Source organism: Salmonirosea aquatica (assembly GCF_009296315.1).
Lineage (GTDB): Bacteria > Bacteroidota > Bacteroidia > Cytophagales > Spirosomataceae > Salmonirosea > Salmonirosea aquatica.
Genome location: NZ_WHLY01000002.1, coordinates 602,169 through 617,301 on the forward strand (window position 1 = coordinate 602,169; position 15,133 = coordinate 617,301).

Genomic DNA, 15,133 nt, shown 5'->3' on the forward strand with positions numbered 1-15,133 from the left:
TAACGCGAAGTGATTCAGTCCTGATTGCAAATTGGAGTTAGTGGGGTAGCTGGTATTTTATGTTATCGGCACTTCCCGTGTTTTGCTCCTTCATTAACATAATCGTAAGGTCTATGAGTACACAGACTACGGAAAAAATATTCATAGAAATGATTCAACTAATATATTCTCACCTGTCACGCGATTATAATTTAAAACTGCAATTGCGAAACCTACTGATGTAGGTGTAATAGTTTTAATTTCTGTTTCTTTCCAATTTTTAATAAAATTTTCAAATAAAATATTATTTGAAATCAATAATTCAATTATTTCACTATCTGACATTAAAAATTTATTTTGAAAAGCCATAGCTTTTTCAATGATTGCCCCAAGATTTAATTCTACCTTTTGTGATTCAAAGACTTCATCATTCATTGCGTTAAATTGGAAAGCTACTGGATTATGGATACACCTAATTAATAATGGTCTTAAAATTGAAGAATCCTCTCCAAATTCAATTGAATACTCTTGCTCTGTAAATCCTTTGATAAACAATGCTTTATATCTGTTTACAATAATTTGCTCAAACGGTTTATAAGTACTACCCTCAGATAATAACGTACAGCATCCAGTAAACTGCAAGTGTGTAAAGAAAGAATAAGAAGGTTCATTATTAGGATAAAAATATAATATTTTAATATTAAGAAAGTTAAAGAATGAATTTAAGTCCTTAATATCTCTATGATTATAATAAACAGCAGAAAAAATTAGGGTTAAAATATTTATTTGATCTTGCGTTAATTTTGGGATAATAGTGATGGCTTCATCTAAAACAATTTGCTTTAAACTTCTTTCCTTAGAATCAATTCTTTGGATCAATAAATCCAAAAGCTGATCTTTTAAATCTTGATCTCCTGTTCTTGCATATTCTTTTTGAGCTATAAACATACTAGACTGAACAGATGGCTCTTGTAACTTTTCTTCTAAATGAGGAATTTTTTCATAAAAATTCTTTATAAAATTATCAGTTATTTCTTCTGCTCTTTCTAATGCCTTTTTGGCTGCTTTTTCAGAAAATTCATAATAATTTGCCTTGAATACATCTATTGCAATCTGTCTTGCTTCTGTGGCTGATATACCAAAGCTAGCATTTCCAGCAATTTGAATATTACTTGAATTGTCCCCTGAATCTTGTTTCATGCTCTTAGCCATTATAATCTCCTCCTATCTGAATATTTTTAGAATTTGAGCCTGATTTTTGTTTCATTTTAACTGATTTATTTTTCCTTTCTCGTGTCATAAATGTAATTACTATTCCAATTATAAAGACGCCAATCCCACTAAAAATCCATTCCTTATTATCTATTATCCAATTCATATTAATAATATTTTAAAATTACAAATAGTTTTCCTTTACCATGTTCTATGTCCTCACAGACCTCCCGACATAATAGGTCTGTGGTAATACAGAAAAAAACCATGAACCTAATTCCCCCTACCTCACTTTAAATTTCGAGACTTAACTTCCGCAGCCAAGGCTTTGCTCTTTTTGGAGTTGTTAAAAGCAAAAAAGGCAAAAACCAGTGGAACCAGGGTAAAGAATCCAACACCGTTTTTCCAGGTACTATATATAGCAATGCCAATCATTACACCGAATAAAAAGCCATTGATGATAGTTGTGGATTTATTTTTCTTTACTTCCTGTAACAATTCCTGGTCGGTTAGTCCGGCTAGTTCATCTTGCGTCATGCTGTACTTCCGTTTAAATCGTTTGTTTTGAGTTGTGCTTCCTTCTGTCCTTTCTTCTTCATGGTCTGATTGTCCACAGGCTATGGAATCAACGACATGATTCACGCTCTATGAAACCTACAAGAGGACTTACATTCTTTTCAGGCGCCTTGTAAAAAAATAAATGGCGGATAATTGAAAGAACCCAGCCAGCAAATACATGAATGGGATTCCCTTTTTACCCATATGAAAATATTCATACGCAATGATGAATGATAATAGGGCCTCGATCAGGAAAAAGCAGGTATCGATCCAGGGAAATTTTAATTTAAGCGGATGATGGAACAGGGCAATACTTAAAAACACTACGCCGGCGATTGCAAAATACATATAGGAGCTATGACCACTTTCATAGTTTCCGTAGGCATGCGACAGAATAATAGCGCTCGCCAAAATGTGAGAAGCTTTTTTAAATTTCTCTTTCCGTTGACTTGAATAGGTTAGATCCATTTTTATACAAAAGGGTTGTTTCAGATTGCCATGAATTAAAATGTATACTCAGGTTGTGTGATCACCAATCATTGGGGTCAGTCATCCAGCGCCTGATAAATCATCCGGATAAAAGTCGCCTCGCTGGTATCACCGGAAAGCTGCTGGGTCTGCTTCATCAGCACTGCTACGATTTTCTCTATTCGCTCTGATCTTTGTTATCACAGACCCTCCAAGACAGCATTCTCTATTCAAATTTCCCCGTACAATGGCAGTTGTACACCTCAATAGGTGATGTTTTTCACCTTGAATGTGCAAGAATAACCTTGTTTATCAGAATAATCTGAATACAGATTGACTGATAGTTTTACTGAGTCTCCCGGAACTAAGTTCTTAAAGCTAACTTCATTGGGAGACATCCCAGATTTTGATCCTAGAACAAATAAGCTGAGTTTAGCCGATTTTATTGTCGTTTGATTATTGTTTTTTACGAAAAAAGCATAATGCGCAAAACCCTTTTCATCTCCGTAGAGACTCTTATGCCCGATCTCCAGACCCTCCTGTAGCTTCTTCTTTTCTTGATCCTGATTGGTCTCACATGCCAATATGAAGAGAAAAAAAATGGTAATCCCCGTCGAATATATCCAATTTATATAAAGACTATTCGTAAGATTTTTATTATTAAACATATGTTTTTAGTTTGGCAGTTGATTGCTGTATGGAAATATTTATTTTTCTGATATGAAAAAAGCAGCAAACCTCCCTTTTCATTCGAAATGATCATAGCTTCACCGTGATCTGAGTCTCCTCAGACTTAACCAAAAAAATCGGCTCTTCCATAATGTTTCAAATGGTTTGCGAAGAGTACCTCGTCTCAATCATCCAGCGCCTGATAGATCATCCGGATAAACGTCGCCTCGCTGGTATCGCCGGAAAGCTGCTGGGTCTGTTTCATCAGCACGGCCACGATTTTTTCCTTCGGGTCGGCAAAGTAGTTGGTGTTGAAGTACCCGCCCCAGTTGAACTTACCCACGCTACCCAGCCCACGGTCGTGGCCGATGGGATTGACGACGCTGAATCCCAGACTAAAATACATCGGCCCACCTTCACCGTTGAACAGGGTACCCGTCTGGTTCGAGACGGTGAGCAGTTCGGTATTCACGCGACTGAGGTACCTCTTGCCGCCGTAGGCTCCGCCGTTGACGAGCATTTGCAGGAAGGTAGCGTAGTCGCGCGCGGTGGACGACAGGCCCGCGCCGCCGGAAAAGAACTGCTTCGCACCTTTGCGGGGGTAGTCGGGGTCGTAGAAAGTCACGGGAAAGGCCGCCCACTGCCCGTGGTCGGGGCGGTGGATGGTCACCAGGCGGTCGCTCTTGCCTTCGGGCAGGTAGAAGTAAGTATCCTTCATCCCCAGCGGCTCAAACAGATGCGTACTCAAAAACACATCGAACGGCATACCCGACACGACTTCGACGAAATACCCCATCACATCCAGGCCTTCGGAATAGGAGTACTTTTCGCCCGGATTGAAATGCAGGGGTAACGTAGCCAGTTTCCGGACGCTCTCGCCGATGGTTACGCCTTCGGTGGTGAACAAATCCGTGATGCCAGCTTTCTGGTAGAGGGCCTTGAAACGTTCGTCGCCGTCGATCATGCCGTAGCCCAGGCCGGAGGTATGGCTCATCAACTGGCGAATCGTAATTTCGGATTTGGCGGGTTGGGCAGTGTAGGTACTGTCCGAAAAGCGCAAAGACGTCAGCACCGTCGGATTCTTGAATTCGGGAATATACTTCGAGATGGGATCGTCGAGGCCGAATTTTCCTTCTTCATAGAGCATCATCACCGCCGTGGCCGTGATGGCCTTACTCATGGAAGCAATGCGGAAAATATCGTCCTGCTTCATGGGCCGATTGGTGGCCACGTCGGCCAGTCCGTAGGCTTTGTGGTAGACGATCTGCCCGTTACGGATGAGAATGGCCGTAAAACCGGGGAGTTTGTTGTCGGTGACGAAGCTTTTCATCACGTTGTCGAGCCGCAGCAACCGCTCGGTGGACATGCCCACCGCCTCGGCATTTTTCGCCTCGACCAGCTTCTGGTAGGGGATGTTGGTGGTAAGTTTGGTTTGGGCCGTGAGGGGTAGGTACAGCCCGGAGAGCAGAAAAGCCGCGAGTAATCGTAGTTTCATAAAGCGTTTTTAGGAACAAAGGCAAAAGAATTCCTAAAATAACCTTTATCGCCAGAAACCGGAAATAATATTATCAGATGGTAGCCCCTACCCTTTCCTAACCAGTACCTCCGGACGGCTGCCCACTTCGTCGGCGATGAGGTAGTCGCCCGTCGCATGGATGGACTGTTTCACCAGCAATTCACCCAGGAAACCGCCCAGAAACAGCTGTGAACCCACGATGATGACCGTGAGCGCAATGAAGAACAGGGGATTGTCGGTGACGTTGCGGTAGGGCTGGTGCGTGTAGATGTTGTAGACTTTGAGGATAATGAGCCAAACCGTCAGCAGCGACCCGAAGAAAAACATAAGGGTACCCAGGCTCCCGAAAAAGTGCATGGGCCGCCGCCCGAATTTGTTGACAAACGCGATGGACAATAAATCCAGCAAACCGTACATGAAACGTTCGAGCCCGAACTTGGTGGTACCGTACTTGCGGGCCTGGTGCTTCACCACCTTCTCGCCGATCCGGCTGAAACCGTTCCACTTGGCAATGACGGGAATGTAGCGGTGCATTTCGCCGTAGATCGTGATGTTCTTGACCACTTCGCTGCGGTAAGCTTTCAGACCGCAGTTGAAATCGTGCAGGTACACATCCGAGATGTACCGCGTCGCGGCGTTGTAGACTTTGGTAGGCAGGGTCTTGGTGAGCGGGTCGTAGCGTTTTTGCTTCCAGCCTGACACGAGGTCGTATTTTTCCTCGGTAATCATGCGGTACAGTTCGGGAATCTCGTCGGGACTGTCCTGCAAATCGGCGTCCATGGTGATCACTACTTTGCCCCGAACGGCCTGGAAACCCGTCTGGAGGGCGGCGGTTTTGCCGTAGTTGCGGGTGAAGCGGATGCCGCGTACGTGCGGGTTTTTGAGCGAAAGCGCGCGAATTACTTCCCACGATTGATCCTTGCTGCCGTCGTCCATGAACAGGATTTCGTACGAAAAGTCGTGCGCCTCCATCACCCGGACGATCCAGTCGTGCAGTTCGGGCAGCGATTCGTCCTCGTTATACAGGGGAATGAGGACGGAGATTTGCAAAGGCTGGTCGTTCATCGGCAGATTAGAAATTCAGGTAAATTTCCTGCAAAAGTTCGCGAAAAGCAAGGGTATGGGTTTGGCCGTCGGCGTCAAAGATGGCCAATCGTTCCGAAACACTCTTTTCCTGCGTGAAGGTACCCCCGGCAAAAGTAGTCATAATGCGGAAAGGTCTACGTTCGTACGTGTGGTACAAGGTCAGTTCCCGCTGCTTTACCCAATCTTGCGCCAAAGCCATATCCGTCAAGGTACTGCTCTCATCGGGTGGCAACAGCACGTGCCAGGTACCCCCTACCTCCAACAACCGCGCCACGGCGGTCAGGAGTTCCGAAAAAGTCAGGCTTTCGGCGTGGTGCGCCTGATTGATGCGGGCATCGGGCGAACGCAGATCCGACTGAAAAAAGGGCGGATTGACGAGAATGGTGTCGAAACGATAAACGGGATCAAAATCCTGAATGGGGCTTTGGTGTACCTGAATTCTTTCGGCGAAGGGGGTACCTTGTACATTTTCGCGGGCTTGCGCTGCTGCTTCCGAATCAATTTCCACGGCATCAACCTGTACCTCATGATTCCGTTGTGCGGCCATCAGCGACAGCAAACCCGTGCCGGTACCGATATCCAATATTCTTCCGGCTCCTGAAACCTCCGCCCAGGCCCCGAACACACAGGCGTCGGTACAGACTTTCATGGCGCAGCGATCCTGCTGCACCGTGAACTGCTTGAACCGGAAGTAGGAATTTCTGGCCATGTTTCTATCTATAACGCTGTCTCAGCGTTGGAAGCAGGGGTGGCGTTTGTTTGAGAGCACTATTTTCGCCCAAAATCCGCCGGATTTTCGCCCCAGTACTCCGTTTCCCATTTCAGGATTTTATTGGGGTATTTGTTCTCGGCCAGCCAGCGCTCGGCGCGTTGCAGGAGTTCGAAGAGCGTCTTGTTGCGGGGCGTCAGCACGAGTTTGGTATTGGCGTGTTTTTTCCGAACCCAGGCCATTGCCGTTTTCGAATCGGTATAAATCGGCAGGGTACTGTTGTTGGTTTTGAGGTAGGCCAACCCGTGCACGATGGCCAGAAATTCCCCGATGTTGTTGGTACCATCCCGGAATGGCCCCTGCAAAAAAATCCGCTCGCCCGAGTTGAGGTACACCCCCTGGTACTCCATGTCGCCGGTGGCGGTATTCCAGGCGGCATCCACGGCGATGCTTTCCTTAATGGGCTGCCCGATGTGGGTTGGAGCAGCTTTCGGAACGGGTTTGGCCTGCTCTTTCTTGGTGACGAACTCCCAGTAGTTGCGGTCGATGGCCTGCTCGGCTTCGGGCAGGGTGTCGAACGATTTGAAGCGGGCATCCTGGAAGCCTTTGATTTGCGCCTCGCACTCTTTCCAATCGGTGAAAATACCCGATTGCCGTCCCTGCCACACGACGTAGTATTTGGATTTTTTCTTTGCCATAGCAACGCAAATAAAACACGAAACCGGGAATTTTGGCCGTTTATTTGAATATTTGCAAAGTACCACTATTCGTCGCCCCGCCTATGAGAACCGAATTTAAGTACGCTGCTATTCTGTCCGTCTTGTTATTTGTCTGGCTGTGCCTCGAATTCTGGATCGGATTCCACGACCGGTACGTTAGCTACCTTCCTCTGACAACTTTCCTGACGAGTTTGGTATGGTCCGTAGGGCTTTTTCTGGAAATCCGGGAGAAAGAACATACCCACCCCGCCCTGACCTGGAACTACGGAAAAAGGTTCCGAACCGCGTTTTTGACCACAGTTCTGGCCCTACCCATGCTCCTGCTGAGCCGGTGGATTTTCTATGACTTGATCAATCCCGATTTTTTTAACAATGTACTGACCCAGAGCAGGGAATGGACTGCCGCCGGAAGTGGATTTGAAAGTTCGGTCGAGATGATGGAAGACTATTTTGAAATGAAAGCTTACCAGACATCGAGCCTGATATTCAACCTGTTGACCGGCTTGGTTTTCTCGCTGCTCCTTCCGCTCTTCTTTCGTAAGAAGCGGTACTAGGCGCGTTCTTCCCATACTTTGGCAATCTCCACGATCACCTCCACGGCTTTCTCCATATCCTGCACCGACACCCATTCCAGGCGAGAATGAAAGGCGTGTTCGCCCGCAAAAATATTGGGGCACGGCAAGCCCATGAACGACAGTCGCGAACCATCGGTCCCGCCCCGGATCGAACGCGGTTCGGCCGCGAGCCCTACCCGGCGCATGGCTTCGATGGCGTTGTCCGTTACCTGAGGGTACTTGTCCAGCACATCCTTCATATTGCGATACTGCTCCGTCACGGTCAGTTCGGCTTTGGAATTTGGATAGCGTGTCAGCGCTTTTTCCATGATCTGGCGCAGAATCTCCTCCTTTTGCTTTAAGCCTACCAGCGTGAAATCCCGGATGATAAAATCCACGGTAGCTTCGTCCTGGCTACCCTGTACGCTCACCGGATGAATAAAGCCCTCCTTATCCTCGGTCGTTTCGGGCGACAGGGTACCTTGAGGTAGCGACGCTACGATATCGGCTGCAATTTTCAGGGCATTCTCCAGTTTGCCTTTGGCGAAGCCGGGATGGGTACTTACCCCCTGAATGCTTATGCGGGCGGCATCCGCCGAGAAGGTTTCGTTTTCGAGGGTACCTACGGTTTCGCCATCCACGGTATAGCCGGAATCGGCAGCCAGCTTCAGCATGTCCACGTGTTCGGTACCCCGACCTACCTCTTCGTCGGGCGTAAACAGTATCCGGATGGTACCGTGCGGGATTTCGGGATGTTGCAGTAAATATTCAGTAGCGGCCATGATTTCGGCTACCCCGGCTTTGTTATCGGCCCCCAGCAGCGTGGTACCGCTGGCTGTCACGATATCGTTACCAATCTGTCCCGCCAGATCGGGATGGTCGGCCAGGCGAATCACCTGCGCAGAATCGTCGGGCAGGACCAGATCTTCACCCTGCCAGTTGGGATGAACAATCGGTTTTACGTTTGTACCCGTTACATCGGGAGAAGTATCTACGTGCGAGCAAAAGCAGATCACAGGTACCTGAAGTTTCGGGCTGGTAGCCGGAATGGTGGCATACACATAGCCGTATTCGTCCAGGTGAGCGTCCGTGACGCCCATCGTTTGCAACTCCACCAACAGGAGTTTACTCAGATCGCGCTGTTTGTCCGTACTCGGAAAACTGGTCGAATGCGGATCGGACTGGGTATCGATTTTGACGTAGCGCAGGAAACGGTCTAGAACAGAAGACAATCTTAGTGGACAGTTGAGAGTGGAAAGTGGACAGGTATTTTCAAGACCATCGGCGGTTAGCTTTGGGGCTTCAGGTTACTATCCTCATTCAGGATACTTACCAGATCAGCGGGAGAATAGTGAATATTCTTTAAAGTTTTGTTGTCGGAGGTACGGTACACAAGGTACCTGCCGCCGTCTTCCTTGAAATGGCAGTTGACGCCTTTGTCCTTATAGTGTTTCATGGTTTCTTCGGCCTCTTCCAGCGAGTTGCAGGCTTTGGACATATTGGAGCGCTGCACTTCGTTGAACAGATCCACGAATTTTTCACCGAGTCCGAATTCAAGTACTGCGCCGGATAATACATATTGCAGGTCGCAGAGTGCGTCGGCTACCTCCACAATATCGTTTTGCAGGATCGCCACCTCCAGTTCTTTCAATTCTTCGGCCAGCAGCGCCACCCGCAGGCGGCTGCGATCCTCGGAGGGAATCATGGGGATTTCCAGCACCGGGTGCTTAAAGGTACGGTGGAACTCGGCCACCTGATTCAAGCTGTCGAGTTTCTGCATGGCGGGCTCGTCACCAGTGGGCGTATACGCCAGGGGTTTAGGACTTTTTTGTTTCACTTGTTTTTAGTTGAAAGTTAAAAATTGAAACGGGGTCACCTGTGCGATAGAAAGTTAGGTTGAATTCGGGCTTTTGGCCTATAGACTCATTTTGTAAATACTTTGTAGCTTAGCCACTTAGGTACTCCTGTACTATTTGTACTTTAATCCTTTGTTTCTCCTTAACCCCCTTTTCACAAAAAATTCACTTTGAATAATTTTACGGCTATAGCTATCAAAATGATGCCAAACACCCGCCGCAGGATGTCGGTTCCGGCGTGGCCGAGCTTGCGTTCAATCCAGGCCGAGGACTTCAACACCAGATAGACCAGGATGAGATTGAGCACAACACCCACCAGAATATTGGCCAGCTGGTAGGTAGAACGCAGCGAAATAAGGGTGGTCATGGTACCGGCGCCGGCAATGATCGGAAACGCAATGGGCACAATGGACGCCGAGGAGGTATCCACATCACCATGCTTGAATATATTCCTTCCCAGGATCATTTCCAAACCCAGCAGGAAGAGAATCAGCGCACCGGCTGCCGCAAAAGAAGCAACATCCACCCCGAACAAGCTCAGAATCCGCTCGCCCAGAAAGAGAAAGGCGATCATGATGAAGCCCGCCACGAGGGTGGCTTTTTCGGATTCGATATGGCCTACTTTCTTGCGTAAGTCCACAATAATGGGTACCGCTCCCACCACATCGATGACAGAAAAAAGTATAAGGGTAACCGAGGCGATTTCTCGAAAATCGAACATGGGAGGGGTACAGTTTGACGATGCGCGCAAAGGTCAGCAAAAGCCCAAACACACCCAAATGTTTTGTCGGAAAGAAAGAGGATAAGCAAGTACCGTTCCGGATCAGGCCATGAATCCGTTGGGAATGAAATTCAGAAACGAATCGAATACCTTTTTATATTTCTCATTATCAATGGTATAGAGGTAGGCACCTTTCTTGGAGTACCCCTTTTGCTTCTCGTCCAGTTTGATGAGCAGGCCGGTGGAAAGAATTTTACGGCTGAAATTACGCTTGTCGAACTGGGTGGCGAAGATGGCCTCATAGAGTTTCTGCAACTGGGGAATGGTGAATTTTTCGGGCAAAAGCTCGAAACCAATCGGGTGTTGGGTGGCCTTATACCGCAGCCGTTCAATGGCCATATTTACCATAGTACCATGATCAAACAACAGGGTCGGTAATTCGTACATCGAAAACCACTGCGCCTCGTAGGTATGCGAAATGATGTCGTCGTAATCGGCTACGTTGATGAGAGCGAAGTACCCGATCGAAACCGTGCGTTCGACAGGATCGCGGTAGGGATCACCAAAGACGTAAAGTTGCTCCAGGTAGATATCGCGCAGACCGGTCAGTTCGTTCAAAATGCGGGCGGAAGCGGCTTCGGGAGCTTCGTTAGGCTGCAGCCAACCTCCCATCAACGACCAGGTGCCGTCGTATTCTTCCACCCCCGCTTGACCAGCAGTAATTTCAGTTCGTCGCCATCGAAGCCAAATATGATAGAGTCGAGAGCTACCAGGCACTTGGTTTGGGCCTGGTATTGTTCAAGCATACGGTTGATCACGCGCAGTAGTTAAGTTTCAGGGTTGCTTCTTTGGGTTACGTATCCCTAAAAGCGCCGCTCTCCGCGTGACCTACTCAAATTCAGGCCGGGTTTTGGGATTCCATGATTTTTTTCAGGCGGCTTAGGTCCGAATCGGTGAGGGCCGGAAAATTCGCAATGCGCAGCGAGGTGTTTTTCCAGGTACCATACCCCTTTCCCAGCAAAACCCCATTTTCCAGGGCTTTTTCCCGAAGAGCGTTAATCCAACCTTCGGCTCCCCGCAGCGCCATGACGGTATGGGAACGCACCGATGGTTTATCGACCAGCACTTCAAAACCCTCGTCATGGAAAAAGGCATACAAATCTTCTGCCCGCTTCACGATTTCATCGTCGACTAGTTCGATGGGGGGTACCTGCTGCATCACCCGCCCCAACAGGTAAATCGCCAGCGTATTGGGCGTATAGGGCGTCTGATTTTTTTGAAAATTGTCCCGTACAAACAGCAGGCTATTGTAGTGATTCCTCTCCCCGATCGCCTTGGCTTTTTCGATGGCCCGCGGCGATACGATGAGCACACCTAACCCCGGCGGCAGCCCGAAACACTTCTGCACCGAAGCAAACCACACATCTCCCATTTCCCAGGGCAACACTACACCCGCCATCGACGAGGTAGCGTCCACGGCGATCAGTCCTGCAAAGTTTTTTCGGGTATGTTTCAGAGATTGGTACGAAAGTGCGGTACCGTTGGACGTTTCATTGTGGGTCAGACAAAGTAGTTCGGACTTAGCAAAATGTTCACTGGCTTCGACATCCAATAGCGTGTTGAATTCGAATTCGTGCCCGAAGGCGGGATGAAGGCGCTGTGCGTACTCAAACCATTTCGCACCAAAAGCGCCATTGAAAGCATGGAGGCTACTCTTTTCAACCAATGATTGGGAAATAATCTCCCAGCATTCGGTGGCCGATGACGTGAAGTACACCTCGTAGTCCAGCGGAATGTTGAGTTTCTCATGCAGACCGGCGATGGTCTGCGCCATCATGTCCATGAAGGCCGTCGAGCGATGGTTCATGCTCAGGATGCCCGAGCTGTAGGCGTCCTGTAGGTACCCCTCCACCTGGGGGTAGAGCTGGGAAGGACCGGGGTAGAATGTCAGGTTCATTTACAAATATAGACCTTGTTCGTCAAAGGCAACATCCTGCCATTGGCCCTGGGTGAGAATGCGGAAAGTTCTGAAGCCCAGATCGCTGAGCTGCCGGTAGGTAGGTAACAGTTCGGCGGTGATTTCCGAGGGCGCATGGCTGTCGGAATTGACCATGATCGGGATGTGGCGCTGGCGGGCTTTCTGCAAAATCGACAGCGAAGGGTAGGTGGTCAGGTTTTTCTTGTACACACCGCGCGTGTTCACCTCCAGCACGCAGCCCGATGCGGCAATGGCATCCAGCGTTTGGTCGATCTCCGCCTGGTACCAGGGTACCTCCTCGTCATACAGGCTGTTGCCGATGTTGTGGATTTTGATTTTATCCAAATGTCCCACGATATGGGGCGGATCGCGCTCGATCATTTGGCGGATGCACCCATAGTACAAGCGGATGACTTTCTGAATATCGCCGCCATGCACCTCCACCAATCCGCGCATGAATTTCTCGGAGGAACCGTCGATTTCCCACGGCGCGCCGATTTCGTTCCGGTCGAGGTAATGAACCGAACCCACGGTATAATCCAGTTTCGGCGCATAGGTGGATGGTCCGCCGTACTTAGACGCATCCTCCGAAGGCAGATAATCCACTTCCAGCCCCACGTAGAGTTCGAGCCGATCGGCATATTCTGCCTGCAAAGCGCGCGTTTCGGACAGGTAGGCTTCCAACTTTTCCACCTTCATACTCCACGCATTGTCAAAATATACCGGCCCGTGCGACGAAAAACCCAACACCCGCACGCCCTGTGCGAGCGCTGCCTCCACCTGCGCTCGGGGTGGTTCGACACCGTCGCAGTAGTGACTGTGGCTGTGGTAGTTGGTCAGAAAGTGTTGCTTCATAGGATATGTTTTATTACACCACTACGGGGGGCTTCACGGTCAGATCCAGCAGGTACCTTACGGCCAGTTCGTAGCCTTTCAGGCCCAGGCCGCAGATCATACCCTCGCAGCGGCTGGTCAGATAGCTGTGGTGCCTGAAACTTTCGCGCTTGTGAATGTTGGAAATATGCACTTCCACAGCGGGCATGGGTACGGCGGACAGCGCATCGGCGAGTGCCACCGAGGTATGGGTATAGGCGCCGGCATTGATCACCAGGCCATTAAATTCAAACCCTACCTTGTGAATTTTATCCAGCAGAGCTCCTTCGTGATTGGATTGAAAGTAGTGCAATTCCACCTCTGTGAATGTTTTTTGCAGGTATTCAAAATAATCCTCGAAGGATCGACTCCCGTAGATGCCGGGTTCGCGCTTGCCCAACAAATTCAAATTCGGGCCGTTCAGGATCAGGATTTTTTTCATGAGATGCGTCGATTGAGTATTCCTTTCCTTATGTTCGCTCAATAAAAAATTATTCAGCATAAAAAAAGGCTAATTGCTAACCGCCATCAGCCATCAGCCCTACTATGTGGCAAAGCTACATCAAACATTTCAAAAACTACCTCCGCCTCGAACGCTCACTGTCGGGCCATTCAGTGGATGCCTACGTGCACGATGCCGACAAGCTCCGTGAGTACGCCGAACTGCACGGACTGGCCTCCTCGCCGGCCGATATCACGGAAGAGCACCTGCTGGGTTTTCTGCGCTACCTGACCGAACTGGGCCTTTCGGCCCACACGCAGGCCCGGTTCCTGTCGGGAATCAAGGCTTTTTTCAAGTACCTTTTATTGGAAAACGTCATTCGGGAAGATCCTTCCGAACTGGTCGAGTCGCCCCGCTTGCCCCGCAAACTACCCGATGTGCTTTCCTACCCCGAAATCGAACGCATGCTGGAGGCCATCGACCACTCCACGCCCGAAGGTACCCGCAACCGGGCCATGCTGGAAGTACTGTACAGCTGTGGCCTGCGCGTTTCGGAACTCACCTCGCTGCAATTGACTAACTGTTATTTCGATATCGGGTTTATCCGCGTGCTGGGAAAAGGCGACAAGGTACGGCTGGTACCCATCGGAAAGGACGCGATCAGGTACACGGAAATCTACCTGAATACGATCCGGAATCAATTGGATGTGAAGAAAGAAAGCGAAGATATCGTGTTCCTGAACAAGCGGGGCGGCCAACTTTCGCGCGTGATGGTTTTCCTGATTATCAAAGCGGTAGCTGAGGAGGCAGGCATTACCAAAAATGTCAGCCCGCACACGTTCCGGCATTCCTTCGCGACTCATCTGATCGAGGGCGGGGCCAGCCTTCGGGCCGTGCAGGAGATGCTCGGCCACGAGTCTATCATTACTACGGAAATCTACACCCACCTCGACCGCGACTACCTGCGGCAGGTCATTACGGAGTTCCATCCCCGGGGGTAGGCTTTCCGGTTGCAAAAAAAATTTTGCTTTTTTTTCGACTTCAGCAATCCAAACATGCGTCGTATACGTATCTTAGGTTGTTGACCGCTTAAAAACGGTTCAATAACATTAGTAATAACTTAGAGGGGACGGTAGTGCTTAGACCTGCTTCAATGCTGAGGCAGGTCTTTTTTTTATCCTTCCGGCTCACTCTTCTACTCCCTTACCACCCGAAAAATGGTGGCTTTTCTCCTTGAAAAGTACATTAAAAGAAGTCAGTGAACCGTAGCAACGCGTGATGTACTGCTGGATGTTCACTTTCTCTTCGTCATCCAGATTGCTGGCGTTTACGCGCTGTTTAAGTACCCGCAGGCGGTCACGCAGCATCACAATCTTGTGGAAAAAGGTTTCGATGGGCCATTCTTTTTCCTGCATTCCTGCAACTCCGGGTTTCAAAATCATCTTTCCTTTCTGCCATTTCTGCCCCAAGGGTACCAGTTCAGTCACGTCAGCCCACCGTTTCAGGATTTTGCTCAGCGCGATTTCCACGTCCAGCATACTGACCTGATTTCCGTCCGGCTCAATGGCTTCCAATACTTCTAGCTCGGTTTCGTAGGGCGTCTCTTCCATGCCGTAGTTCACGTAGGTGATAAGGTACCCCCTTGTTTTCTGATTGAGCACTACCCCAACCCCGTAGTCAGGATGGCGGACCCGCGAGCCAATTCCCAGCAATTGCGTCATGTTCTTTCGGTTTTAATCTTCAATATGATTACCTTTTCCCAAGCGGAATTTTCAATTATCATACCATGATCT

At 48.9% G+C, this 15,133-nt stretch carries 17 protein-coding genes and 1 pseudogene; 2 read left to right on the forward strand and 16 right to left on the reverse strand.

Annotated elements, in window-relative coordinates:
* Positions 1–141: 141 nt before the first annotated feature.
* The 8 genes from GBK04_RS03515 to GBK04_RS03545 form a co-directional block, all read right to left on the reverse strand.
* Positions 142–1,179: an LPO_1073/Vpar_1526 family protein gene (locus GBK04_RS03515; protein ID WP_152756894.1), complete on the reverse strand. Its 1,038-nt coding sequence runs from the start codon at positions 1,177–1,179 to the stop codon at positions 142–144.
* Between the two features lie 4 nt (positions 1,180–1,183).
* Complete coding sequence (locus tag GBK04_RS30305; RefSeq protein ID WP_373330684.1) at positions 1,184–1,357, reverse strand: hypothetical protein; 174 nt, start codon at positions 1,355–1,357, stop codon at positions 1,184–1,186.
* A 122-nt stretch (positions 1,358–1,479) separates the two neighbouring features.
* The gene (locus GBK04_RS03520; RefSeq protein ID WP_373330685.1) at positions 1,480–1,833 is read right to left on the reverse strand and encodes a hypothetical protein; all 354 of its coding nucleotides are present in this window, start codon (positions 1,831–1,833) and stop codon (positions 1,480–1,482) included.
* Between the two features lie 24 nt (positions 1,834–1,857).
* Complete coding sequence (locus tag GBK04_RS03525) at positions 1,858–2,217, reverse strand: hypothetical protein (RefSeq protein WP_152756898.1); 360 nt, start codon at positions 2,215–2,217, stop codon at positions 1,858–1,860.
* An 853-nt stretch (positions 2,218–3,070) separates the two neighbouring features.
* Complete coding sequence (locus tag GBK04_RS03530; protein ID WP_152756900.1) at positions 3,071–4,381, reverse strand: serine hydrolase domain-containing protein; 1,311 nt, start codon at positions 4,379–4,381, stop codon at positions 3,071–3,073.
* Between the two features lie 87 nt (positions 4,382–4,468).
* Entirely contained in the window at positions 4,469–5,467 is a 999-nt protein-coding gene (locus tag GBK04_RS03535; RefSeq protein ID WP_152756902.1) for a glycosyltransferase family 2 protein, read from the reverse strand.
* 7 nt (positions 5,468–5,474) lie between these two features.
* The gene (locus GBK04_RS03540) at positions 5,475–6,197 is read right to left on the reverse strand and encodes a tRNA1(Val) (adenine(37)-N6)-methyltransferase (RefSeq protein ID WP_152756904.1); all 723 of its coding nucleotides are present in this window, start codon (positions 6,195–6,197) and stop codon (positions 5,475–5,477) included.
* A 59-nt stretch (positions 6,198–6,256) separates the two neighbouring features.
* Positions 6,257–6,895 (reverse strand): ribonuclease H1 domain-containing protein, encoded by a 639-nt coding sequence (locus GBK04_RS03545; protein ID WP_152756907.1) that lies wholly within the window; start codon positions 6,893–6,895, stop codon positions 6,257–6,259.
* A gap of 83 nt (positions 6,896–6,978) precedes the next feature.
* Here GBK04_RS03545 and GBK04_RS03550 point away from each other — a divergent pair, with 83 nt between their 5' ends.
* Positions 6,979–7,470 (forward strand): DUF4199 domain-containing protein, encoded by a 492-nt coding sequence (locus tag GBK04_RS03550; protein WP_152756909.1) that lies wholly within the window; start codon positions 6,979–6,981, stop codon positions 7,468–7,470.
* Here GBK04_RS03550 and pepT read toward each other — a convergent pair.
* From pepT to aroQ, 7 genes and pseudogenes are all read right to left on the reverse strand, one after another.
* Positions 7,467–8,702: a peptidase T gene (gene pepT / locus GBK04_RS03555; RefSeq protein ID WP_152756911.1), complete on the reverse strand. Its 1,236-nt coding sequence runs from the start codon at positions 8,700–8,702 to the stop codon at positions 7,467–7,469. The genes GBK04_RS03550 and pepT overlap by 4 nt on opposite strands.
* Before the next feature lie 56 nt (positions 8,703–8,758).
* Positions 8,759–9,250, reverse strand: coding sequence for a pyrophosphohydrolase domain-containing protein (locus tag GBK04_RS03560; protein WP_152765828.1), 492 nt, complete (start codon positions 9,248–9,250; stop codon positions 8,759–8,761).
* Positions 9,251–9,480: 230 nt separating this feature from the next.
* Positions 9,481–10,047: a MarC family protein gene (locus GBK04_RS03565; protein ID WP_152756913.1), complete on the reverse strand. Its 567-nt coding sequence runs from the start codon at positions 10,045–10,047 to the stop codon at positions 9,481–9,483.
* 102 nt (positions 10,048–10,149) lie between these two features.
* Positions 10,150–10,853 (reverse strand): annotated as a pseudogene (locus GBK04_RS03570) (NUDIX hydrolase).
* A gap of 92 nt (positions 10,854–10,945) precedes the next feature.
* A complete protein-coding gene (locus GBK04_RS03575; protein ID WP_152756915.1) occupies positions 10,946–12,004 on the reverse strand; it encodes an aminotransferase class V-fold PLP-dependent enzyme in 1,059 nt (352 codons plus the stop codon).
* Positions 12,005–12,880, reverse strand: a complete 876-nt coding sequence (locus tag GBK04_RS03580; RefSeq protein ID WP_152756917.1) for a histidinol-phosphatase — start codon at positions 12,878–12,880, stop codon at positions 12,005–12,007.
* A 13-nt stretch (positions 12,881–12,893) separates the two neighbouring features.
* A complete protein-coding gene (gene aroQ, locus GBK04_RS03585; protein WP_152756919.1) occupies positions 12,894–13,340 on the reverse strand; it encodes a type II 3-dehydroquinate dehydratase in 447 nt (148 codons plus the stop codon).
* Positions 13,341–13,444: 104 nt separating this feature from the next.
* Between aroQ and xerD the strand changes: the two genes are divergently transcribed.
* Positions 13,445–14,341, forward strand: a complete 897-nt coding sequence (gene xerD / locus GBK04_RS03590) for a site-specific tyrosine recombinase XerD (protein WP_152756921.1) — start codon at positions 13,445–13,447, stop codon at positions 14,339–14,341.
* A gap of 186 nt (positions 14,342–14,527) precedes the next feature.
* Here the strand turns inward: xerD and GBK04_RS03595 are convergent, their stop codons facing one another.
* Entirely contained in the window at positions 14,528–15,061 is a 534-nt protein-coding gene (locus GBK04_RS03595) for a DUF8685 domain-containing protein (RefSeq protein ID WP_152756923.1), read from the reverse strand.
* Between the last annotated feature and the right edge of the window lie 72 nt (positions 15,062–15,133).